This is a genomic window from Vibrio injensis, assembly GCF_001895205.1.
GTDB lineage: Bacteria > Pseudomonadota > Gammaproteobacteria > Enterobacterales > Vibrionaceae > Vibrio > Vibrio injensis.
The window spans coordinates 285424-309849 of record NZ_BDJF01000006.1 but is presented as its reverse complement, the minus strand read 5'-3'; the positions used below and the strand labels follow the sequence as shown (position 1 = coordinate 309849).

Genomic DNA, 24426 nt, shown 5'->3' with positions numbered 1-24426 from the left:
GCTTTTTGTTTAGTGAGTTGGGCTTAATAAATTTAAGCCCATTACTGTTTTAAATATCGTCATATAAACAAGAGTTTAATTTTTGTTATTACTTAGTTCATCAGCACACACTGCCACCGACGATTTGTCTGTCTTGTTTGCTGTGATAACAGGCTTGAATCATAACTTGTACGGCTGCTATGAGCGGTTCTAATCCTAAGCTGGGTAGTGATGGATTAGTCGCTGGAACTTGTTCTGGTAATGCTGGGATATGGATAAAGCCACTCGGAATATCATGTTGAGCTAAATAATGCTGAATAGAATAAAACAGATGATTACAGACAAAGGTTCCTGCCGAGTGGTATACTTCGGCGGCGATCCCCGCTTGTTGTAAATCCTCCACCATGGTTTTGACCGGTAGGGTCGTAAAGTACGCCGCTGGCCCATCGGCAATAATGGGCTCATCGATCGGTTGATGACCAGAATTATCGGCTATCCGGTAGTCATCAAGATTAATGGCTATTCGCTCTGGCGTAATGGCAGCGCGTCCGCTGGCTTGCCCGAACATCAAGACTAGATCGGGTTGATGTATCTCAATGGCTTTAATCGCAGTTTCAGCGGCTTGATAACGAACCACGGGTAGAACACAGCCAATCACCTCAACCCCTGTGAGTTGTAGTTGTTGTTGTTGTGCATTGATTAATGCCAGTGATGGGTTAAGGCTATCCTCTCCAAATGGCTCAAAGCCGGTGATCAGTACTTTAAACATCCATGTAAATCCTTATAAAGCGGGGGGACGTAACCGTTTACCCTACGCTTGGTTTTATCATACTCAGCATTATGCAAATATAAAAAAGGGTTAGCAATCGCTAACCCTTGGTACTGTTTTTTGTTTTTATATACAGCAGGTTGTGTTTACAAAGCGGCCTTACTCATTAGGTACTTGGCTGCTCGGTTGTTTTACCTTCAGGCTCAGCGGTGGGAGCTTGGCCTGTTTTACGTAGGTATTTCTCTTCCCAATAAGTGGCATTTTTAATGCCAAGCTTGACGGGGTTGAAAGTAAATTCTTCAACGCCTTGCTTTTGCTGTTCTTCATAATCTTTTAGCGCCACGATGGTCGGTTTAGCCAAAAAGAAGATAATTAAAATACCAACAATATTCAGCCATGCCATTAGTCCTACACCAACGTCGCCGAGCGCCCATGCAAGATTAGCAGTGTTGATACTACCGTAGAACACCACAGCAACCATGGCTACTTTAAGCAAAAACATAGCACTACTGATTTTGAAGCTACGGCGAATGTAGGCAATGTTAGTCTCTGCGATATAGTAATAAGCTAATATCGTGGTAAATGAGAAGAAGAACAGTGCCATAGCAACGAATGGCTTACCAATCCCTGGTAGGGTGGTTTCAATCGCCATTTGGGTAAAGGCTGGGCTGTTAGCTGCAATATCGGCTGGTAAATTTTGCAGTATCATCCCCTCTGCGCCGTGAACATTATAAGCGCCGGTGATGAGAATCATGAAAGCAGTGGCTGAACAAACCAGTAAAGTATCAATATAGACAGAAAATGACTGAACTAACCCTTGTTGCACTGGGTGTTGGACACTCGCTGCAGCTGCAGCATGAGGCCCTGTGCCTTGACCTGCTTCATTAGAATATACGCCACGCATAACCCCCCAACCGATAGCAGCACCAAAGCCAGCCATAGGAGTGAAAGCGTCACCAATAATCATAATGAAAATAGCGGGAACTTGAGTAATATTTAAAAGAATGATGATAAAGGCGAGGATAACGTAAGCCAGGGCCATAAAAGGAACGACAAACTGAGTAAATTGAGCAATACGCTTAACACCACCGAAAATAATGAAAGCCAGCACAATACAGATTAATGCACCAGTAAAGATCTTCGCAAAACTAAAGGTGCCCATGGCTGTTTCGACCATCTCTCCAGAGCCAAACGCCATTTCAACTGCATTACCGATACTGTTCGATTGAATACCCGGCAGTAAAACCCCACAAGCTAAAATAGTCGCAATGGCAAAGATCCATGCATACCATTTTTGACCTATGGCTTTTTCAATGTAATAAGCCGGTCCACCACGGAACTGACCAGTATCTTTGTCTTCTTCTTTATAAATTTGCGCTAAGGTCGACTCTGCATAGGCGGTGGCAGCACCAAAAAAGGCCACCATCCACATCCAAAATACCGCACCTGGTCCACCAAAACCAATCGCAGCAGCGACACCGGCGATATTACCTGTTCCGACTCGACCGGATAAAGATACGGCCAATGCCTGAAAAGAAGAGATCCCTTTTGATGAGCTTTTGCCTGACAGTAGCAAGCGCCACATTTCTGTGAAATGACGAACTTGTACAAAGCGAGTATTGATTGAGTAAAACAAACCAGCGCCAAGACATAAATACACTAGGGCTGGGCTCCAAATTATTCCATTAATAAAATCAACAAATGACTGCATGAAAGTTTCCCTGTTAACGAATTGTTGTGTTTGTTTTGCATCCACATCTTAGATCTCTTGTAACTATTTTGTTAACTGGTTTTTTCTCTCTTGCGTGTTTATGTGGTATTCATCACGTAAGTGGTCTTATTGTGTTAATTTTTAGTGGTGTTTTGTGCGGGGAGTAATTGCGGCTCAACAAAAATGGCTCATATACCCTAACGGTGTTGAGCCAGAAATGAGGTGACATTACGGATTGATTAGACGCTCATAGTCCTACGATACCGCCTGACCATAGCGAGACACGTTGAGTTCACTGGTTTTTATTTTACTCGGACGTTGGCTGATAATATCGGCCAGTAAGCTTGCAGAGCCACAAGCCATCGTCCAGCCTAATGTTCCATGACCAGTGTTAGTATAAAGGTTGTCGAGCTTGGTTGCGCCAATGATTGGCGTGCCATCAGGGGTCATGGGGCGAAAGCCAGTCCAAAATTCCGCTTGTTCGAAATAACCGCCTTGAGGGAAGAGATCCTTCACCACCATTTCAATCGTGGCTTTACGCGCTTCGGGAATTGAAGGGTCAAAACCCGCTAATTCAGCCGTTCCAGCGACGCGAATCCGTTCATCAAAACGGGTTAGGGCAACCTTATAGGTTTCATCCATCACGGTGGATTGCGGAGCAAAATCGGCGTCACGGATCGGTACGGTTAATGAGTATCCTTTTACCGGATAAACGGGGAGATCAATGCCAAATGGTTTGAGTAGCGCCGGAGAGTAGCTACCCATCGCAACCACATAAGCATCGGCTTTAAGCAATCCCTTATCGGTTTGAACACCAGTGATCTTATTGCCTTCGCTAAGTAAGCCTTGCACTTGAGTGTTAAACTCAAAGCGTACCCCTTTTGATTTTGCCAATTCGGTTAATTGCTGGCAAAACAGATAACAGTCACCAGTTTCGTCATCGGGTAAATACAAGCCACCAACCAGTTTCTCTTGAACCGGCGTTAATCCCGGCTCTTGTTTCAAGCAGCCAGCGACATCCAGCAGTTCGAAACGAGTGCCACTTTCTTCCAGCAACTGCATGTCTTTTTCAACCGCTTGCAATTGTTTTTGTTTCCTAAATACTTGCAAGGTACCTTTTTGTCGGCCTTGATATTGAATATCGTAATTTTTATTCAATTCAATCAAACACTCTCGGCTATGATTAGCAATCGACAACATACGAGCTTTATTGACTTGATAACGGGATAACTGGCAGTTCGCCAGCATTTGGGTTGTCCAATTGAGTAACTTGGGATCAAGTGATGGCTTAATTTTCAGCGGTGCGTGTTTTTCCAGTAGCCATTTGATGGCTTTTTGCGGCACACCTGGGGCTGCCCAAGGCGAAGAATAACCGTAGGAAACTTGCCCTGCGTTGGCAAAACTGGTTTCTTCTGCACTTCTGGCTTGACGATCGATAACCGTCACACTGTGCCCTGCTTGTGATAAATACCAAGCACTGGTTAAGCCAATAACACCACTACCTAAAACAATAATTTCCATGACAACCTCCAAATTAACAACGTAAGTAGTTTCTTTGCTTTACCTTTTGTTAACAATCGATAAAAATTATCATCAGTGTTTAGTTTTTCTAAAGGCTGTTGCCATGTTAAAGAATACTTACCTTGCAGCATTACATACCTTTGTACAGGTCGCTCATCATACCAGTTTCAGTAGTGCTGCGAAAAGTTTGCACATTACGACGGGCGCGATTAGCCAGCAATTATTGCAGCTTGAAGCGCAATTAGGTTTTAGTCTTTTTGAACGGCACTCGCGAGGGGTGCGGTTGACCGAAGCGGGGCAAACCTTATTGGTGGTTGTTCAACGTAGCTTGCAAGATATTGACAGTACAATTGAGCATCTTAACCAACGAGCCAATCGACGTGAGATACGTTTAAAACTCACCCCATCATTTGCCTTTAAATGGTTGGTGCCCCGGCTGGAAGACTTTTATCGTCATTATCCTGATATTCAAATTCAAACCTTCGCAGAAGGAGCATTGGTAGATAGCGATCGGCGCGATTTTGATCTGGCGATTGACTACGGGCCGTTTCCTTATCCTAAAGCCAACGCAGAATTATTATTGGAAGAGTATTTATTACCAGTGATGAGCCCAGCTTATCTGGCAGCTCATCCCGATTTAATGACGCATGAACGTCGCCCATCGGCGTGGCGCGAGGTCGTTTTGTTGCATGATGCTATGCCATGGGCAAAAGCGGCTCGGGATTATGAGTGGTTGTACTGGGCTTCGGAAATGGGCATTGAATTGGCGACGCATCAAGGCCATTTTTTTAATCGAACCGACATGGCCATGTCGGCGGCAGAGGCGGGTGTTGGTATCGCCATGGCAAGGCTGGCTCTACTGAGTAATGAATTAGAACAGGGCAAATTAGTCACGCCATTTGAGCCAATAGCCGCGAACGCTGGCTATTACTTAATTGCTCATAATCAAAGTGATACTACGGCGATTTTTATCGAATGGTTAAAAGGGCAAGTTTATCGAGCTGATTAATCGATACGATTGGCGATGGCCGCTTACTCAGTGGTGATATGTACTGGCAAGTAACGATGAATAAATCTGATCGTTCAAAAATCTTAACCAAGTTGCTGAAAAACTCAGGCTAGGTTTCATCGCTACGCCCCGTATAATAGTGAGAACTTGTCCTACTTGCCCAAGGAGTAAATGATGTATCACGCTCATGTTTATTTTGATTTATCTCAGCAGCCACTCGCTTATGCTTTGCAACAAACCATTATTGCTGAATGCCGCGAGCAGATTAGTGCCATCTTTCCTTTGGTTCCGCGTTTGGTTGGCCCCCATCGCAAACCGATGTTTGAAATTCATTTTACCGAACAGCAAAAATCCTTCATTGGTTGGCTGGATAATGCGCGTGGCCCTTTGAGTGTCTTAATTCATCCTGTTTCTGGGGATGATTGGCATGATCATAGTGAACATCAAGTGATGTGGCTAGGTGAGAACCTCGGTGTCAATCAAGAGACGTTGCGTTAGTCGGTCCGCTTTCTAAAAGAACCGTTGTTGCTAGTGTGAGATAAATGGTAAAAAAAATCTGTTCGCGCTTAATTTTAAATTGACTTTCAATTGGTTGATCAATAATATTTAGCGCGAAAAATAACCCGGTTGATGCAATTTAACGCTACACTTTAAGCGTTAAACCGAGTAACAACCGATCCCTTTTAATTTATCGAGGTACAATAGAAACCTATGGACTCGTCGAGTAGTCGAATATCACAGTATGGTCTTTTCGATGGTTCGAAAACACCAACGGTTTCTTGCTAGCCTGTCGCTAAATTCTCTTTAGCTGTTGTCAGGCGGTAACTACCCTTGGCAAAGCGAACTCTTTCCTTCCATCGTTAATTCCATACGTTAATACTTTGCGCAGTAAGGCAACGTTTGCCTTTGCGTAACCTATGACTGATGCTCACACGCTGTGAGCCGACACGTCGTGCTTCGCAAACCTACTGTTGCGCTAAGCGTTTTTCGTTTAGGCAAAATTTGTGGTTGCGATCACCAGGTTTCTTTGTCCTGAGCCCAACTCAGGAGAGACAAAGATGACAGTTTTTCGTACGCATTACATCGCTGATGTAAAAAAAGCCCGTACCCCAGTACAACGCGCAGTATTGAGCCACGCTAAGCGTGATTTTTTCTGTGTCAGTGACCAATTACAGGTGCAAGAAGTGATCACTATGCTCAAAGCGAGCCCGCTGTTTTCTTCTTCCGTTCATGTTATTGCGTTGATTAATGATCGCGCTGAGTACCAAGGTTTGGTGTCTATTAGCCGTTTATTATGTGCTGATAAAACTCAGCCTGTCACAGCACTGGTGCAAGGGGCTAATCATTATACTTTCGCCTTAAGCGAAGCTTACCCAGCCGCATTACAACTGAGAAAAAGCCAATGGCCCGTGCTGCCAATTTTGGATAGCCGCCACCGTGTCGTGGGTGTCTTGGAATTAAACGCTGCCCGCGCGATCATTCGTCACCAACTTGAACTTAATGATCAAGGTGTGGCTAAAACTTCATCTGGCTGGAAACGCTTTGTGCGTTTTTGGAAGCACTAAGGGAAGAGCACGATGTCTGTTTCTATCATGACTCAAGAGCTGTTGGCACTGCACATCAGCCATAATCAATCCGCGATGCTACGTTTTATCGACCAACATCCTTTGGCGGACTGTGCTGAAGCTTTTGCGCAGTTATTAACTGAGCAACAATTAACGGAACAAGAGGTATGCCAACTGATCGCCTTACTGCCATTAGAAAAGCAAGTGGCTCTGTTTGGTTATTTTAGTTTAACGTGGCAAGAAAAGTTGGCTGAGCAAATGGATGCTCAGCTTCTTACTCAATTAACTGAGCTGATGCCACACGATGAACGAGCCGATTTATTGACTCAGTTGGAGCCCGAGCTTCAGCAGCAAGTATTAGAGCAAATGGATAGCGAAGAGCGTTCCGACATTCAAAGGCTGGTTTCTTATCCAGAGGAGAGTGTTGGTGCGGTGATGACCTCTGATTTTGCTGTGCTTGCTGCTGATTATACGGTTGAACAAGCGATGCAAAAATTGCGCAGCATTGCTAAGCAAACCGAAACTATCTATCAGGCTTATGTGGTCGATGAACAGCAGCGTTTACAAGGTACAGTGTCACTGCGCGATTTGGTGATTTCAGAACCCAGCTCAACTGTGGGTAAGATCATGACCCGAGTGTTGATTTTTGTCCGAGTCGATGAAGATCAAAACGTCGCAGCACAAGCGATCAGTAAATATGATTTGCTCGCGTTACCCGTAGTCGATGAACAAAATCGTCTAGTGGGTATTGTGACTTACGACGATGCGATGGATGTGGCAGAAGAAGAAGCCGATCGTCATATGCACAAGTCGGCAGCGGTCGATTTCACAGGCAACTTAAAAGAGGCCTCAGTGGGATTAATGTACCGTAAGCGCGTATTTTGGCTGGTGTTACTGGTTTTTGGTAACCTATTTTCTGGAGCGGGGATTGCCCATTTTGAAGATACCATCCATGCCTATGTGGCGTTGGTCTTCTTTTTACCGCTACTTATCGACAGTGGGGGTAATGCGGGATCTCAGTCAGCCACCTTGATGGTGCGGGCACTGGCTACCGGAGAAGTTATTGGTAAAGATTGGGCCAAAATGCTTGGTAGAGAGGTGATGATAGCGGGGCTACTCGGCGTAACCATGGCTGTCGCGGTATCGATGCTTGGCTTATGGCGCGGTGGGCCAGAGATCGCTTTAGTCGTGGCAATTACCATGCAAATTGTAGTGATTGTTGGCTCGGTTGTTGGTATGTCTTTACCATTTATCCTCAGCAAACTGAAGTTTGATCCTGCATCAGCCAGTGCGCCATTGATCACTACGATTGCCGATGCGGTGGGAGTCATCATTTACTTCTCCGTAGCAACCATGATTTTGGATTTCCCACCAACGGTTTAAGTGGGTTGATAGGCTAGGAGCTTTGGCATTGCTAACGTTTGTCAAGGCTTCATAGTCCTAGCAAGGAGAGTAAATCATGTGGGAAATGTTTGATTTTATTCTGCCGCTCATGTTAGCTGCAGGTTTAGGTGCTATGGTTGGGCTTGAGCGTCAATGGCATCAACGTATGGCTGGGCTAAGAACGAATGCTTTAGTGTCCCTTGGTGCCGCAAGCTTTACTCTGATGTCGATGATGGTTGATGGCGATGCCAGTCCAACACGCGTGGCAGCGCAGGTGGTCTCAGGTATCGGTTTTCTCGGTGCTGGCGTCATAATGAAAGAAGGAGCCAATATTCGCGGCTTAAATACCGCGGCTACTTTGTGGTGCTCTGCCGCGATAGGAGTGATGATTGGTGCCAATCAGTGGGCAGGCGCACTTGCGGTGACGATCGTTATTTTAGCCACCAATACCCTATTACGGCCATTAGTCAGGTTTATAAACCATCGCCCTGTAGAATCGGTCCAACAAGCGGAATGCTGGTGGCAATACCGTTTAGAGGTAGTTTGTTTAGAAACTGATGAAGCGCATGTTCGAGCTTTATTATTGCAAGGTGTCTCTTCGGGGGCTTTGCAATTACAAAAGTTAGAAAGTGAAACTTTAATCCAAGATAAACAGACTCAGGTACGTGTCATCTCTTCGGTAATGGCAACACAGCGGACTGATTCACACATTGAACGAGTCATTGGTCGACTAAGTTTAGAGCCGACTGTTTCACTGGCAAGTTGGCAAGTGGTTGAGGCTTAATTCACTATCGCCTAGGGACGTTGAATTCTCTTGCTATGCCCAAGGTTAATCAGGCGGTTCTGTCGATATCCATTGTCTTAGTTGGTTGTCAGAATCACCTGATTTTTCTTTTTCTTCACTCTGGTTGTCATATAACTGTGCTAAAATCAGCCATTTGCATGCTATTCGTCTCATTATTATTTTATCTCTCAGTGTCTTTAGCAGCTAAGAGCATTTGATAAGATAAAACAATAATGATGTTGATTCATGCTCACATGACAATGAAAAGAGTATTTAAATGTCAATCAATATCATGACCCAAGACCTCATGGCGCTGCACATCAGTCAAAATGCCGAGGCTATGGAACGCTTTGTTGAAGAGCACCCACTGGCTGACTGCGCAGAAGCCTTGACCGAATTGTTGGATAATCAAAGTTTAACCGCTAAAGAAGCGGGGCAATTATTACTACTGATTTCGTTAGAAAAACAAGCCGCTCTATTTGGTTATTTTTCCTTGCGTTGGCAAGAAAAGCTCGCTGAAGAGCTTAATGCGCAAGAGCTCGCACAAATGACGGAGCTCATGCCTCATGATGAACGCGCCGATTTACTGACCCAATTAGAGCCCGAGTTTCAGCATGAAGTTTTACAACAAATGGATGATGAAGACCGGCGCGATATTCAGCGCTTAGTCTCTTATCCAGAGGAGAGCGTCGGGGCATTAATGACCTCGGATTTCGCAACACTCGATGCCCATCAAACCGTTGAAGAAGCCATCAACCAACTACGGAAAATCGCCAGTGAGCGAGAAACTATTTACCAAGCTTACGTTGTTGATGAGCAAATGCATCTGCAAGGTACCGTTTCCCTGCGTGATTTGATGATTTCTGAGCCAAGTCTAACGGTTGGCAAAATCATGACCCAAGTGCTGATTTTTGTGCGGGTGGATGAAGCGCAAAATGTCGCCGCGCAAGCGATCAGTAAATATGACTTACTCGCTCTTCCGGTCTTGGATCAACAAAATCGCATGGTCGGTATTGTGACTTATGATGATGCGATGGACGTTGCAGAAGAAGAGGCCGATCGTTCGATTCACAAATCTGCCGCGGTTGACTTCTCCGGTAACCTCAAAGATGCATCAGTGAGCTTAATGTACCGTAAGCGCGTGTTTTGGTTGGTATTACTGGTGTTCGGTAATCTCTTTTCTGGAGCGGGGATCGCCTATTTTGAAGATACAATTCAAGCCTATGTTGCGCTGGTCTTTTTCTTACCCTTATTGATTGGTAGTAGTGGTAACGCCGGGGCACAGTCGGCAACGCTGATGGTCCGTGCGATTGCAACCGGCGAAGTCATTGGTAAAGACTGGGCGAAAATGCTGGCTAAAGAACTGTTTATCGCCGGTTTACTGGGTATCACTATGGCGATTGCGGTATCGCTGCTTGGTTTATGGCGCGGTGGTCCAGAAATTGCTTTAGTGGTAGCGTTAACCATGCAAATCGTGGTGGTGGTTGGATCGCTGGTCGGGATGTCACTGCCATTTATTCTCAGTAAACTTAAGTTTGATCCGGCATCGGCCAGTGCACCACTGGTTACCACTATTGCCGATGCGGTCGGGGTTATTATCTATTTCTCAGTCGCCACCAGCATTTTAGATTTTCCAGCGGTTGGTTAAACTTGCTTGATTGAGGCTCTAAATAGAGCCTCTTTTCTTATCCCCCCAACAACTTGGGATGCCCTATAACTTCACTTCAACCCATAGTAGGCGATGGTCGGAAGAGACATCTTTACCATCTCCATAACGGCCCAAACGCGAGTCATTCATTAAACGATAACCCACTTGATCAGACGCTGGCCAGTAAACACCTGAATCAATAACCGTTAAGTTGGCCGAAGGCAGAGCATAATCAACGCCTAAGCCAAAAGTGGACGTGATTCGCTGTGGATGAGGATGAGTTGATGATCGCTGCGCAGCAAATTCAGCGGCACCAAGGCTACTTGGGTAAAGCGTCCCTTGAGTCACCTTTTGATTGAGTAGCGGATCAGCATGCAGCGCTTGCATTATTTCACTTAACCCATCACCAGCGACCGGATCGAGGTTTAAATCGCCCATGATGACAAACTTCTCATTGTTGGCTAATCCCCCTGTTTTACCTTTGTCATCATAAAAATAGGGCTGATTTTGTATGTAATGGTGCCAAAACTGCACTTCTGCAGCGTTTTGTTGCTGATTTTTACCAGGGTCAAAGACTGGGGGCGTCGGGTGAGACATCAGTAAATGGATCACTTGATCCCCATCGACAGTTGGAATCACAATCGGCGCATCCACATGGTTTTTAGACGATAAACGTACCTGTTGCCATTCTGCATCGCTATACCAAGCATCGCCACACACCATGCCTTGAGGAATTTTTTGTGAGCCATCACAGATGGTGATCTTGGGGTTTTCTGCTCCAGCCATATCTTTCCATTTAAAGTGCTGGAAGGTGCGCGTTTGGCTCGCATCAATCGGGTACTTAGACAGTAAAGCAAACGCGTATTGGCCGTGATAAAAACCAAATCCCCAAGCATCGCCCGGTAACTGACCCTTTTGGCCATTATTATCCAAATCAAATTCACTCAATAGCCCGGTATTAGTGGCGTAGGCTTTAGCAAACGGATAATGAATCGGTTCTAGATCTGGCTCGCCTCCTGCGCCTTGTCGGCTTTGTGCGACAGATAAATAATTGTTTTGAAAGCCGATCAACGCCGAAGTATCTTCACCAGTACCATCATTATTGAATTCCGCCATCATCAATACATCAGGGCGATTATGTTGAATAACCGCCGCGACATTGCGGATCTGGATAACGTTTTGCGCTAATGTTTTGTCTTTTTGTTCAATCTTGCCCGCTAAGTAAGCTTCAACCAAAGCTTGCTGCTGCGCAGGTTCGACCTGCATTTCAGTCACCAGTTGTGCAAAGGTGTTACGGTCAAAAGAGAGATTATAGGTAGCAATTTTAAGCGTTTTTTCAGGTGTTGCCATGGTATCGATATCCTGATTACAGCCCACGAGCAGTGCGCTACTGAGCAGCAAAGCGGTCGGAGCAAGTCGCATTTTTTTCATTATTCACACCATAGAGTAACTGTCCATTCAAAACAAAACCGATTTAAACGATACAGACAGATAAGACACATTGATTCGTTATCTGAATGGTAAGGATATGCTTACTTGTTGTAAGTGATAAAAATCACACTCAAGGTGTAAGAAGATTCTTGTTTATATATTTTTGTGTGACTAGTGCCAGTTTTTGGGTGGGTTTGGTTTATTTTTTAGGTCCTAAAACCGGATTGAGGACGCATTAGAAAGCGCGATATCAGAACCTAGCTCTGCAGATTATCATTTATAAAGGAGCGGGTTATGCGTTGGTTTTATTCATTTATTACTATGGTACTGATGTTACCATCAAGTATTGCGGCTACAGAGATTGGCTTCCAACAAAAGGTTATCAGCCAATCTTTAGAAAGGCCCTTATCTATATCCATCTGGTACCCAGCTAAGCCGTCCAATCAAGTCACTTTGATTGCTGATAATCCAGTTTTTCAAGGTAATTCAGTGATAGGAAATGGTGCAGTAAATACCGCTTCTGCCCCTTTGGTGGTGCTTTCTCATGGTTATCGAGGTAACTGGCGAAACCAGCATTGGCTAGCGGTGAAGTTGGTTGAGCAGGGTTATGTTGTTGCAGCGGTTGATCACCCTGGAACAACGACACTTGATTCATCTCCTCAACAAGCGGCGCAATGGTGGCAAAGACCCAAGGATTTAAGCCGGCTGCTTGATTATTTATTGTCTGATGAGCAGTGGTCCGGCGTGATTGATCGTACGAATGTGACTGCGATAGGGCATTCTTTAGGTGGCTGGACCGTGTTACAACTGGTTGGCGCTCAGGTAGATCGCACTTTTTTTCATCAGCAATGTCTTTTGTACCCAAACCCTAGAACCTGTGGGTTGGCAAAAGAGCTAGGATTGGCCGAGTCACAACCCAATGAACCTCTATCAGCAAGATTGCACGATGAGCGTATTAAGCAAGTAATCAGCTTAGATCTAGGCTTAGCGCGCAGCTTTTCCTCCTCTAGTCTTCGTAAAATAAAAACACCAGTTTTGATTTTGGCGGCTGGCATTGATATTGGCGATCTCCCTCAAACTCAAGAGTCAGGTTTTTTAGCTGAACACATACCGCTACTATCACGGCGTTATAAAGTGTATGAGCAAGCGATGCATTTTAGTTTTTTACCCATTTGCAAGCCTGGTGCAATCCATTTACTTGAAGAAGAAGTGCAAGGTGACGGTATCATTTGTAAAGATGGAAGAGGCATAACGCGTAGCGATCTCCATCAAAGCATATTTGCCGATATTTTATTGTTTTTAAGCAAGGAGCGTGAGCAAGCTTAGTGTCATATTTAGGAAGGGCTTGATAGCATTATGATGATGAGTTTCGGTAGCCACTGGGTGTTTGCCCCGTGATACGTGAAAACTCACGATGGAAATTGGATTTAGTTTGAAACCCTGACGCTAAATAAACTTCGGTGATCGACATATTACTGGTTAAGAGCAGTGATTTAGCATGCTCTATTCTAAATGAATTGATCACTCTGGAAATATTTTCTCCGTACACCTGATTGATTGCTTGAGAAAGTGGCTTCGCTGGCACTCCGAGCCACTTTGAGAGCTTCGCTAGAGTTAAATCAACATCCTTATACAGTTCTTTTTCTGTGAGTAAGTGGCTGAGCTTGTCACAAATCTGTGTTGCTTCTTGCTTACTCATTGATAAAGATGAAGATTTTATTTCCGTTAGTGGGGGCTGTGTTATCACGTTATTTGTTGGCTCAACCACAGTATGCTGACTAGCGATAGTTACCGTTGTGACGATTCCTGCGATCAGGACTAGATAACTAGAGGATAAAATAAGATTGATGTGCTCAGCACTGTTACGAATTAAATCATAACTGATCATCCCATCAATCAGAGCTGACATTAGTAACAAGAGCCCTGCTGCTCTTTGAGCAAATAAAACCGTGGTAATTTGATTAAGGCGGACATGGGTTGGTATTTTTAATGATTCTTTTATGAGTAAGAGTCCGTAGGCTAAATAAAGAAAAATCAAAACAATATCAATAGTGACTAACCAAACTCGTGATGGATTGGTAGAAGCAATTGCGACAATAATAGGACCAAGCCAGTGGAGATATTTAGTCTTTGCGTGCTGAGTTTTAGAAAAGCAAAGCCAGGCTGCGACAGGCAACATCGCGCCTAGAATAGGTTGAATGCAGCGTAATAAAGCAATATCAAATGTCCACCTTAATCCGACGACGGCGGTCATCGTAGAGCAGAGTATACTGAACCAAAATACTCCAGACTTTAGCCAATTACGTTTGGGACGCATGAATAAGGCGGTAATGATAAATAGCAAAGATGCTATAAAGGGAAGAGGGATGGCAAGCATTAAAAATTCCATTTTATATTCATCATCAGGCTGATTATATGAGCAGCCTATGTGCGAGATTATCGCTCAGTGAAATTCCTAAATAAACCATTTAATTGCAAACCAGTTATGAAGTTAAACGAGCCACCGTTTTGTTCATTATCACGATGTTTGACTTGAAGCTCCAATCCAAAACAGGCAAAGTGCGTGAAACCTCTAGCAACGTCTTGTTCAGACAAGGCCGACGATAGCGAAAACGGATCTGCTTATGCCTAATAATTCCTCTTCTTTCTTTGATTTTACTGCTCTGTTTGCCCTGTGCGAACCGAGCTCATTACAAAAAGGCATGCAGCTCGCGAACAGTGGAGCGGTGCGTAAATTGACCGTTAATGGTCATACCGCCAATGCCGAAGTAAAAGGCTCTCAGCTTTATCGTGTGCAACTCAATGGTGGTCAAACATTATCAAGCTACTGCACTTGCCCAGCTGCTGAATACCAAGAGATGTGTAAACATGGTGCTGCCGTTGCGTTTTGCTTACTTAGCGATTCGCCCATTGATCAAGATGATGAACGCGAGCGGATCCGCAAGCACCTAAAAACATTAGGGGAAGAGGCAATCTTAGAGAAGCTACTCGATTACCTCGAACAAGATGAATCCGCTTGGAAAACGCTAATAGCAAAAATACAGCTCACTGAACGGAGCGTCAGTTATAACGATTTGAAAAAAATGGTGACCCAAGCGCTACCCCGTGAACCGATTTGGAATTGGCGTGAAGTTGGCGACTACTTCTCTTACGCAGAAGATCAACTCGAACTGATCTGTGAAGCCGCGAAAGAACTGAAAGCGGATCAGCAGTGGAAATTAATTCACTACATAGTGACCCGTTTAAATCTCGTGTTAGAGCAGATTGATGATTCGAACGGAGAACGGTTTGGGGTTGAAGCGCTGATCAATGTTCAAATGCCGTTAATCCTCAATCAGTTGGATTGGAGTGAAGCGGAAAAAGCGCAGTGGATGTTTGAGCGCATGACTCACTATGAGTTTGATGTTTACCCAACGATTGACACTCACTTCGAGCCCGTTTGGCGCAGCAATCAGACATTTCTTGAATTGTGCAAAACCGCGATTGAGAAAACCCCACTTAACCGTGATAACGCATGGAACCTGAAAACATGGGCGATACCACTGCTAAGCACCGCCAGTGATTGGCATGAGCGTATCGCTATCAAGCAAAAAATCGCGTGGCGCTGCGACGATTTTCTGGAAATCGTGCAACTCTATCTTGAGCATCAGGAACCACTTCAAGCCGAATTTTGGTTAGCCAAAGCGAAAAAACAAGCTAACCATATTGAGATGCAACAATGCGAGCAACTGCAAGTTAACCTCTATATTAGCTTGGGCGAGGTTGCTAAGGCGTGGAATTTGGCTAATCGATTGTTTACTGACGCTCCGACTTTTCAAGGCTACCAAGAGTTGAGCACTTTTAAAGTGGCACACCAGATTGAGGATGCAGAGTTTTTAACTCGTATCGAACAGGTATTGATCAATAACTATCAACCTGCCGATGCTCGCGGGTTTGTTAGCCACCACAATAGCGCCTTAGTCGAGTTTTATATTGAGCAACAAGCGTGGGAAAAAGCGTGTGATTGGGTCGCTACTCGGCCAACCGATAGCCATGTATTGCTAACACTGGCCGATGAAATCGTAGCGGACAAACCCAAACATACTTTGGATTACTACCTTCGTGTTGCTCGCGTGTGTATTGACCGCACCAGTAACCAAGGTTATCAAGAGGCCATTCACCATTTACAACGCGTCGAGCGCTTATTGGCTAAACACCCAGCCGCACTCGCTGATTTTTATCTCGCGATAACATCACTGGCGGAAACCTACAAACGTAAGCGCAATATGCATAGCTTATTGAAAAAGCACTATCCGAAGCAGGTTTAAGCTGTGGGTTTTCTATCCCCAAACCACTTGAGGTTGCTGGCAATAAAGATCACCGCTGCTCAAGTCGTCAGGGGATAGAGCCGTTAACAGCCGTAAGTCTGCATAATGTAATCTTCAAACTGTTGGCACATCTCGTCATCAGACACCGCATTAGACGCAATCACTTGCTCTCCATCGACGATGGTGATTTTCGCATTCAGTGGCGCAGGACTGCTCGGTTGACGGCTTTGCATCGCCGCGATTTTTTGTAGCTCTTGTTGCCAAGATTGCTCGGCAGAAAGGTTACAGACATCGGCCAGATATTTAGCATTAAAGCCTTCACCAGTAAGACTTTGGATCGATTCAGAATGTGAGACTTGGTTACCTTTGTGCCAATAATGCTTAGCGAGCAATGGGCCAATCTGTGGGTTATCTGTTAGGTAGCCAAACTTTTCCATAAAGTAAGCCCGCGTTTGATACACCGCCATATGAGCCAATAAGTAACCTTGGTAAGCGCAGGCTGATTCATCGGATAATAGGTGCGGGATCGCCAACAGTGGGCGAGGGCTCGACTCAAGGCCAAGAATACGCTGCTCGGTTTCACGGGCTAAAGCCGTCACCTGTTCAGCGGTTAACTGCTCATCGCTCAATTGGTACAAGGCGCGTTCAAAATAAGGCACCAGCAGAATGCTTCGTTCTTGATACGCTTTGAATGGCTGGCGGTTATTCACCATCGCTTGAATGACACGATCAGGAACCGGGTTGCCCTTGCTATCCAAGGCATAGCGTTTTAGCCAATCGGCGTCGTTGAGTAGGCTATCGCAAAACATCGATTGCGTTTCAGCGTAGGCCATGGAGGTTGGCGCAAACTCTTGTGAGAAGCAAGGGGCATTGAGCTTCACATTGGCGAAATGCGCCGCATGGCCACCTTCATGAAACAGGGTATTGATACCATCATAGCCACTGCCGATTTGGTCAGGTTTGGCATTGGAGGTAAAGTTGACTTTAGCCGCAACCCATTGTCCTTGATGGTAAAAAGAGGGGATCGGGCCATGACAAAAACCATTGGGGTATTTTCCTTTGCGATCCAGCAAATCTAAAGTCAGCTCAGCCTCTGAATAGTTGATATGTAAGCGGCCAAACGATTCTACCCAACGGCGTAAGGATTGCGAAAACGGCACATAAGGGTCGAGATCACGCATCACATCGCCAGCAAACGAGAAAACAAAATTGTGCCCTTTGAGGCATTCTTCCCCTTGCTCAGCAACCAGTGTGCTTAAGCTCTCTTGATGGCGTTGACGGGTGCGCTGCTCGAAATCATCCAAAATGGTAAACAGCGCTTCGCTGCTCATCTTTTCGGTCTTTTGTACCGAATAGTCAAAGTAATTGGCATAACCCATGGCGCGCGCAAAGGCGTTACGTTTTTGTACTAATGGCAAAAAGCCTTGTTCAAGCAACCATTGCTCGAGTGCTAGCAGCGATTGATGGGCTGATTGACGCACGGACTCAAGATTATTGGCACGAATGGTTGAACTGAGCACCGGTAAACTGGCTTCAATCGCCTCACCGTGTTCGTTTGTGTAAGTCAGCACATGTTGCTGCTTTTTGCGAAATAGCTCAGCTTCGAACTCGATCAGTTCGTTTTTCAGTTGCTGAGCTTGGCGAGATTCTATCGCATGGGCTTGGAACATGGCTAACCAGCCATTTAGCCCTTGCAGGGTTTGCTCTCGTTGCTCGTTATCGCTGATGTTTTCTGCCGCGGCGATCTGTTGGCGGATTTCTTCTATTCTTGATCCTTGTGAGAGAAAGTGAGTCCACTCGGTTTGGGCTTTGGTTGCCCCCGCTTGATCATCACTAATGCCCATGTAGGTTTGCCAAAAGTAATCTTCTTTGCGGCGGTGAATGGCCAAGTAATCTTGGTTGAGTTGGTTAAGGTAAGCACTGGCAGACATTTTTATCCTTAAAAATGGTTGAGTTAATCGAAGATTATCTCACGCCCAGCACAAACGAGCGATCTAACGCCTTGTTAGCTTACCTTTTCACACGCTTCGTGCGATTTAATCACATTGACCGCTTCGTGTGATGAGCTATACTCCGATTAGACTTAAGACTGTGGAGAATAACCATGTATACATTAACAGCAAATGACGCTAAACGAAATTTTGGTGAATTGCTTCTTAATGCTCAACGCCAACCAATTAAGATCAGTAAAAACAGCAAAGATGCTGTTGTCGTGATGTCTATACATGACTACGAAGAGCTTGAAATGATGAAAACAGAATATCTTAAACATTGTTTCAACGCGGCTAAAGATGACTTGGCAAAAGGCAATGTCGTTGATGGTAAAGACTTTTTGAATGAGTTATAACAAACAATATGCACAGTAAACAATATAAACTGAGTAGTTTGGCTCAAACTCATTTACGTAAAGTAAAAAATTATATCATCAACAATTTTCCGAATTACAGTGGTAACGTTATAAAGAAACACTACTTTCTGGCTTTCAAATGCTCGCTGATAATCCTGATTTAGGACGAAGCTGCCATGAAATATATAGTAACGGCTTTTACTTTCCGATTGGAAAACACACTGCTTACTTCACAAAGGAAGAGAATTTCATCTTAATCGTAGCTGTATTGGGGCAATCTCAGTTACCGAAAAATCACCTGAAATAATAAACAATTATGGGCGATGCTTTCGATTGGTAAGCTAACCCCAGCTATGGTTTTATGGCCACCACGTAAAGGTAAAATGTACTGGGTATTTACAGGGGTATGGGGGGGATCAAACACGTTTTTGCCCCTTTTTAAGTTACACCTAATTAATTCACCGTATTGCCGAGCCGTGATTTGACATACTTTTTCTCATTCTAAAAGTTGATATGATATTGGATGCATCTGGTTCGATGTTTCAAATCAGCATGGCTAATAAGTTCAATTTCCAGTTTGTATAGGCCGAATATGATTACACAAATAAACCTTGGTGATGTAGCAAGTTATCGAAACACAACAACTCTCAATACAGATAAAAAAGTAAACATCATTTATGGCTTAAATGGTACTGGAAAAAGTACATTCTCAAACTACTTTTATGCGCCTGATGATCCTAAATATAAAGACTGTTCTTACACAAACGATGGGTGTAAGGTTCTTGTTTATAATCAGAAGTTTATTCAAGATAACTTTTATTCCAAAGATTCTATTAATGGTATTTTTAGCCTATCCAAAGAGAACAAAGAAGTTAAGGAAAAGGTAGAACAGCTTGGGAAAGATATCGATCAACTGAGTGAAAAAAGCAAGGGCTACCAAGCTGACATTGACAAAGAAATTGATGCTTTGAAGAAAGCGAAAGATACGGCAGAAAAAAAGGCCTGGGAAATAAAGACGAACTACTCTGGCGGTGATCGCGTTCTGAAATTTTGCCTTGAACGGTTAATGGGGGACAAAACCGTTTTGTTCGATCATCTTGTTTCTGTCCCTTTGCCAACCGTTAAACCAATTAAAACGATTGAACAGCTTAAAGAGGAAGTTACTGCAATTGATGGTGATAAAGCCACTACTTACACCGTCTTACCTAAGATTTCATTGTCAGAGCTTTTACCAGAGGAATTAGAACTACTCAAAGAAATAGTGATTGGTAATGAAGATAGCCCAATCGCAAAACTGATTAATCAGTTGAAAAACTCTGACTGGGTTAGTGATGGTTTGCGGTACCTTGATGATATTAAAGATGAAACGTGTCCGTTTTGCCAGTCTAAGACGATTACGCCTGAGTTAATCGCACAGATCAAAGACTACTTTGATGAGACGTATGAAGAAAGTAAGCAGAATATAGGCAAAATACTTACCAAATACCAAAAGATAGTTGATTCTCTTACTGATTTAGAAACCTACAAGACATCGCCTTTTTCTATCGAGTTCCTTGCAGAAATGACAGAGTCTTATGCGTTAATTGCTGGAACATTAAAATCCAATTTACTCAAAGTTCAGAAAAAAGAGCAAACGCCAAGCCTGAAAGTTGAGTTGGAAGAACTTAGTGATCACGTTGCCTCTTTTAATAAACATGTAGATGCTGTTAATGCCAGTATTGGCATTCACAACCAAAAAATTGCTAATTCAACGCAAGAATTGAAACGTATTAAAGACGAGTTTTGGAAAATCGTTCGTTGGGAATACGATCAGACCATCAAAGGGTATGAATCAAGCAAAAAAGACAGTAATGACAAAATAATCAAGTGGAAAGCAGATAAGGAAAATGTCGATACTGAGATAGTTCAACTCGAAGCTGAACGAACCGAGCAACAAAAACAAACAGTTAACATTGACGATTCGATTAAAAATATCAATAAAGGCCTTGTTGATATTGGGATTACTGATTTTCATATTGAGAAGCACGAAAAAGCCCTATATCGACTTGTAAGAACTGGAACAGAGGGACCGATCTTCTTGTCGTTATCGGAGGGTGAAAAAATGATAATTAGCTTTTTGTACTTCCGAGAATTGTTTAAAGGTAAACAAACGGCTGATGAGGCGCACGTTAAAAAAATTGCGGTAATCGACGACCCAGTTTCAAGTTTGTCTCATATCTTTGTTTACAATATCGGGCAGCTAATAAAGAACGATTTCTTCAATGGTGATGGGGTGGAGCAAGTTTTTGTCCTCACGCACAGCCTTTACTTCTTTTATGAGCTTGTTGATTCCAATCACAAACGCAGAAAAGAAAACCAATCTCTATATCGGCTATCTAAAAATACGAAAGGTACAACTATTGAAACGATGAAGTATGAAGAAGTACAGAATGACTATCAATCATACTGGTCTGTTATTAATGACAAGGATCAACCTGCTGCTTTGATTGCAAACTGTATGAGGAACGTAGTTGAATACTTCTTCAACTTTGTGCAGAAATCAGACTTGAGTAACGTAATGCAGAAACCAGAGCTCCAAGATGTGAAGTATCAGGCTTTCATTCGATATATAAACCGAGAATCACACTCACTTGGTCAGAATATTATTGATTTCAAAGAGTTTGATTATGGGGCGTTTAGAGAAGGTTTAAGGTTACTATTCAAAATCACGGGGTATGCTGAACACTATCAGAAAATGTCTCAGATATAGATACGTTAGATAATGAGCTGAACAATCGAAACTAGACGGTGAATTAAGCGATTTTTCAATACATAAAGTAATTTGTGAATTACTAATTTAATAAAATAGCTATCACGAAATTGTCCAAAAGTTTGTTACTAGGGTAATACATCGCTTGTGATCACCAAGCGATTCTGTCGTGATTCAAACGAAAGAGGTGTAACAATATCAATTGTGATTTGAGCCATAATTATACAGTTTGGTTGGTTAATTTTATTAAATAATAATAAAACCCTTCACCGATTAATGATTGGCTTAGCTATCACCTCAATACCGCCTTCAACCGAGCAAAGGTCTTCATTTTATCGGTTGCTGGCATATCTGGATAACTTGGGTTTTGCGCTTGCAGTTGGTATTGATTCGGTGCGATTTTGCGTACTACCCGCAGCAAATAGTGGTTATCACCGGTCTCATCTTGGGTTTCGATTGCCATTGTTAAGTTAGAAATGGAACCCGCGCTACTTGGTGTCACCCATTCAAGTAATAACAGATCCCCGTCTTGAATCGGATTTTTGCCGCCATTCATAGAGTTTCCCGCTGCGGGGGCAACAAAATGGCGACTAGGGTCTAACTTGCCATAGCCATCGGCAACACAGTGATATTGAACCGCTTCATGAGAGCCGCGTTTAAAATGGCCGCAAGCAATTTTAAGTTCAGGGTAAAAAGGCAACATCGTCCCTTGCGGATCACTTTGTTTGGCAAACTCGAGCACTTGGGCTGAAGGTAAGTGTTCAATGTCTGGCTGATTCGATGGCTGTTTTTGCTGTGGTCGCTGGGCATATTCAGCCAAGCGTAAATCAACCAATTCTTGCATGGCATCGTGTAATAACTCGATATGCTGATCTTTTATCGCGAAGGTAGCGACAAATTTTTGATCGTTAATTGTAAACCAAGGAGCCGATTTATTATTGGGCTTGGTAAAAGCTTTGATTGGATTTGCTAGCCAATATTTTAACCAGCCTTGATCGTTGGCTTGAAACTGCTTGGCACTTTCGGTGAGCTCTTGCGCCATTAACTGTGGGCGACGTGACAACACATGATGGCTTCGCTCGGCTAACGCGCTGAGTGTTGGTGGCTGGCGCAGACCATCAAGTTCCAGTAAGGCTTCGAGCAAGATCGCTTTAAACGATTTGCTCATCGCTGTGTTTTCAATGCCATGGAGGAGAAAATCACCATAATGGCTGACGAGTTCGCTGAGGTGTGGATCATTTTCTTGGCTGGCGACTAGATGAAACCAGCTTATGGCTTGCTGGCGAACTTTCTTCATCGGATAGCCATGATGGAAAAATTCACTGGCGGTTGGGCGATGAGCTAATTGATGCGCTAATTGTTGATAATCATCTTGCACATTATTGCGTAGCCGTTTGGCTAAACGTTGCCAAAAGTTGATCAGCTCAATATCAAAATTAACATGACAACCTTTGGCAAGTGGCGCGTTAGTTTGTAATTTCCCTATCACTTCTCTGAGTGTTTTGACATTAAATAAGGTTGCTGGGCGGTTTAAAAATGAATCGTGATTACCAATAAAATCCAGCACGACAAGTTTGCGTTTGTTGGTAATGGGAGAAAGGCGTAAGCCGCGACCTAATTGCTGTAGAAAGAGAATTTTTGATTCGGTTGGGCGAGCCATTAAAATCGTATCAATCGAGGGGAGATCGGTACCTTCATTAAACAGGTCGACCGAGAAAATAATCTCAATTTTACCTTGGTCTAGCCATTGCAGCGCTTGATTACGCCTAACGGCTGAATCACTGTACACTGCAACGGCATGAATGCCTTTGGCGACAAAATACTGCGCCATAAAATCCGCGTGTTTTTTCGAGACACAAAAGGCTAAGGTTCGCGTTTGTTTTTTGGCTTGCCATTCACGATAGACATGTTCAGCGCGTCGCGATGTAGCCAGTTTATTATCAAGCGCATTAGGATCAAACTTACCGTTACGCCACGGAATCTCTTGATAATTTACCGCTTGATCGTAGATACCGTGATAATCAAACGGTGCGAGAATCTCATCATCAATGCCATGCACTAAATTGCGTTCGAAGACTAAGTTATCATCACATAAAGAGAGAATATCAGCTTGATCAGAGCGCTCTGGTGTCGCCGTTAAACCGAGGAGAAATTTAGGCTGAAAATAGGCAAGCAACTGACGATAGCTTCTTGCTGCGGCATGATGAAACTCATCCACTATTAGGTAATCAAAGTGATCAACGGCAAAACGTTGTAGGTGATTTTGCTTACCTAAGGTTGCGACAGAGGCAAACAATAGCGTTGCTTGATCATCTTGTACCGAGCCATTGTAGAGACCAGTTTTGGCATGGGGGATCAACTGGCTAAAGGTTTTTTCTGCTTGCAGTAGGATCTCTTCTCGATGGGCAACAAACAACACGTTTTTCGCTTGCATTTGCATCACATCAAAGGTGGATAACCAAGTTTTTCCCATGCCTGTCGCAAGCACCACTAACCCCCTTGAATAACCTTGTTGTCGAGTGGCATCCAGTGCGGCTAAAGCTTCAATTTGGATTGAATTTGGTGTTGGAACGTCGATGGTTTCTTGTTCATCCTCTGTGACCAATTGAGCAATGGTACGCTGCTGCTGTGTTTGTTGATAACGGCAGAGGTAATTATCAATCCATTGATGGCTTAATGGCTGACTCTGGTTGTGGGTGAAAATGGCATTGAACTGTTGACGTATATGAGTAAATTCAATCGCTGCTGGTGAATCTTTTGGTAACTCAAAGTCGTGGCGCAAAGCCCACTCGTGGCTACTTAACAAAGCGGTGCGACTGATATTGTTCGAGCCTATCCATGCGCAGCCTTCGACGACTTCCCCTTGTTGCTGGCGAACAAAAATGTACGACTTCATATGAAAGCTATCATTGCCACATTGGAAGATGCGACAGGTCGCGCCTCGCTCAACCAATAGCATCAGGCGGCGCAGGGCGACGGGGTGGGTGATGGCTAAATAATCGGAGGTGAGGAGTTTTATCCTCGCGCCACTTTGCATTGCATCGAACAGAGGATCAAACAGTAGTGCTAAGCCTGACGGTTGAATAAAGGAGACCGAGATTTCGATTTCGCTGGCATGGTTGATGGCTTGAATTAACCTTGGTAGGAGCGGATCGTTTACCCCACCCGAAGAGAGTCGATGCCCAGAATACAATTGACCAGTCGTTGCGTTAGGCATGGTGGA

General features: G+C 44.0%; 17 protein-coding genes and 1 pseudogene. 11 read left to right on the top strand and 7 right to left on the bottom strand.

Annotated features, from left to right (window positions below; genetic code table 11):
• Nucleotides 1–100: 100 nt before the first annotated feature.
• From pcp to BSR11_RS01560, 3 genes are all read right to left on the bottom strand, one after another.
• Nucleotides 101–748, bottom strand: a complete 648-nt coding sequence (gene pcp, locus BSR11_RS01570; RefSeq protein WP_072668747.1) for a pyroglutamyl-peptidase I — start codon at nt 746–748, stop codon at nt 101–103.
• 166 nt (nt 749–914) lie between these two features.
• On the bottom strand, nt 915–2459 hold the full coding sequence (locus tag BSR11_RS01565) for an alanine/glycine:cation symporter family protein (protein ID WP_072668746.1): 1545 nt from the start codon (nt 2457–2459) through the stop codon (nt 915–917).
• Nucleotides 2460–2714: 255 nt separating this feature from the next.
• Entirely contained in the window at nt 2715–3980 is a 1266-nt protein-coding gene (locus tag BSR11_RS01560) for a D-amino acid dehydrogenase (protein ID WP_072668745.1), read from the bottom strand.
• Between the two features lie 103 nt (nt 3981–4083).
• Here BSR11_RS01560 and BSR11_RS01555 point away from each other — a divergent pair, with 103 nt between their 5' ends.
• From BSR11_RS01555 to mgtE (BSR11_RS01530), 6 genes are all read left to right on the top strand, one after another.
• On the top strand, nt 4084–4989 hold the full coding sequence (locus BSR11_RS01555) for a LysR substrate-binding domain-containing protein (RefSeq protein ID WP_072668744.1): 906 nt from the start codon (nt 4084–4086) through the stop codon (nt 4987–4989).
• A gap of 174 nt (nt 4990–5163) precedes the next feature.
• Nucleotides 5164–5487, top strand: coding sequence for a DOPA 4,5-dioxygenase family protein (locus BSR11_RS01550; protein ID WP_072668743.1), 324 nt, complete (start codon nt 5164–5166; stop codon nt 5485–5487).
• A 560-nt stretch (nt 5488–6047) separates the two neighbouring features.
• Complete coding sequence (locus BSR11_RS01545; RefSeq protein ID WP_072668742.1) at nt 6048–6554, top strand: CBS domain-containing protein; 507 nt, start codon at nt 6048–6050, stop codon at nt 6552–6554.
• 12 nt (nt 6555–6566) lie between these two features.
• Nucleotides 6567–7937, top strand: coding sequence for a magnesium transporter (mgtE, locus tag BSR11_RS01540; protein ID WP_139299779.1), 1371 nt, complete (start codon nt 6567–6569; stop codon nt 7935–7937).
• Nucleotides 7938–8013: 76 nt separating this feature from the next.
• Nucleotides 8014–8721, top strand: a complete 708-nt coding sequence (locus BSR11_RS01535) for an MgtC/SapB family protein (RefSeq protein ID WP_072668741.1) — start codon at nt 8014–8016, stop codon at nt 8719–8721.
• A gap of 277 nt (nt 8722–8998) precedes the next feature.
• On the top strand, nt 8999–10369 hold the full coding sequence (mgtE, locus tag BSR11_RS01530; RefSeq protein WP_110167540.1) for a magnesium transporter: 1371 nt from the start codon (nt 8999–9001) through the stop codon (nt 10367–10369).
• A 63-nt stretch (nt 10370–10432) separates the two neighbouring features.
• Here mgtE (BSR11_RS01530) and BSR11_RS01525 read toward each other — a convergent pair whose 3' ends face one another.
• Complete coding sequence (locus tag BSR11_RS01525) at nt 10433–11800, bottom strand: endonuclease/exonuclease/phosphatase family protein (protein ID WP_072668740.1); 1368 nt, start codon at nt 11798–11800, stop codon at nt 10433–10435.
• Nucleotides 11801–12094: 294 nt separating this feature from the next.
• Between BSR11_RS01525 and BSR11_RS01520 the strand changes: the two genes are divergently transcribed.
• A complete protein-coding gene (locus tag BSR11_RS01520) occupies nt 12095–13126 on the top strand; it encodes an alpha/beta hydrolase family protein (protein ID WP_072668739.1) in 1032 nt (343 codons plus the stop codon).
• A 28-nt stretch (nt 13127–13154) separates the two neighbouring features.
• Here the strand turns inward: BSR11_RS01520 and BSR11_RS01515 are convergent, their stop codons facing one another.
• Nucleotides 13155–14189 carry a helix-turn-helix domain-containing protein gene (locus tag BSR11_RS01515; RefSeq protein ID WP_240004027.1) on the bottom strand — a complete coding sequence of 345 codons (1035 nt, stop codon included), beginning with the start codon at nt 14187–14189 and terminating at the stop codon, nt 13155–13157.
• Nucleotides 14190–14424: 235 nt separating this feature from the next.
• Here BSR11_RS01515 and BSR11_RS01510 point away from each other — a divergent pair, with 235 nt between their 5' ends.
• Nucleotides 14425–16107, top strand: coding sequence for an SWIM zinc finger family protein (locus tag BSR11_RS01510; RefSeq protein ID WP_072668737.1), 1683 nt, complete (start codon nt 14425–14427; stop codon nt 16105–16107).
• Nucleotides 16108–16190: 83 nt separating this feature from the next.
• On the opposite strand, the gene BSR11_RS01505 is transcribed toward BSR11_RS01510, so the two are convergent.
• On the bottom strand, nt 16191–18038 hold the full coding sequence (locus BSR11_RS01505; protein ID WP_072668736.1) for a M3 family metallopeptidase: 1848 nt from the start codon (nt 18036–18038) through the stop codon (nt 16191–16193).
• 173 nt (nt 18039–18211) lie between these two features.
• On the opposite strand from BSR11_RS01505, the gene BSR11_RS01500 reads away from it, so the two are divergent.
• The 3 genes and pseudogenes from BSR11_RS01500 to BSR11_RS01490 all read left to right on the top strand — a co-directional run bounded on the left by BSR11_RS01500 (nt 18212) and on the right by BSR11_RS01490 (nt 21203).
• A complete protein-coding gene (locus BSR11_RS01500) occupies nt 18212–18454 on the top strand; it encodes a type II toxin-antitoxin system Phd/YefM family antitoxin (RefSeq protein WP_072668735.1) in 243 nt (80 codons plus the stop codon).
• A gap of 8 nt (nt 18455–18462) precedes the next feature.
• Nucleotides 18463–18761, top strand: a pseudogene (locus BSR11_RS01495) (type II toxin-antitoxin system RelE/ParE family toxin).
• Between the two features lie 285 nt (nt 18762–19046).
• Nucleotides 19047–21203, top strand: a complete 2157-nt coding sequence (locus tag BSR11_RS01490; protein ID WP_072668734.1) for an AAA family ATPase — start codon at nt 19047–19049, stop codon at nt 21201–21203.
• A 292-nt stretch (nt 21204–21495) separates the two neighbouring features.
• Here BSR11_RS01490 and BSR11_RS01485 read toward each other — a convergent pair whose 3' ends face one another.
• Nucleotides 21496–24420 carry a DEAD/DEAH box helicase family protein gene (locus BSR11_RS01485; RefSeq protein WP_072668733.1) on the bottom strand — a complete coding sequence of 975 codons (2925 nt, stop codon included), beginning with the start codon at nt 24418–24420 and terminating at the stop codon, nt 21496–21498.
• Between the last annotated feature and the right edge of the window lie 6 nt (nt 24421–24426).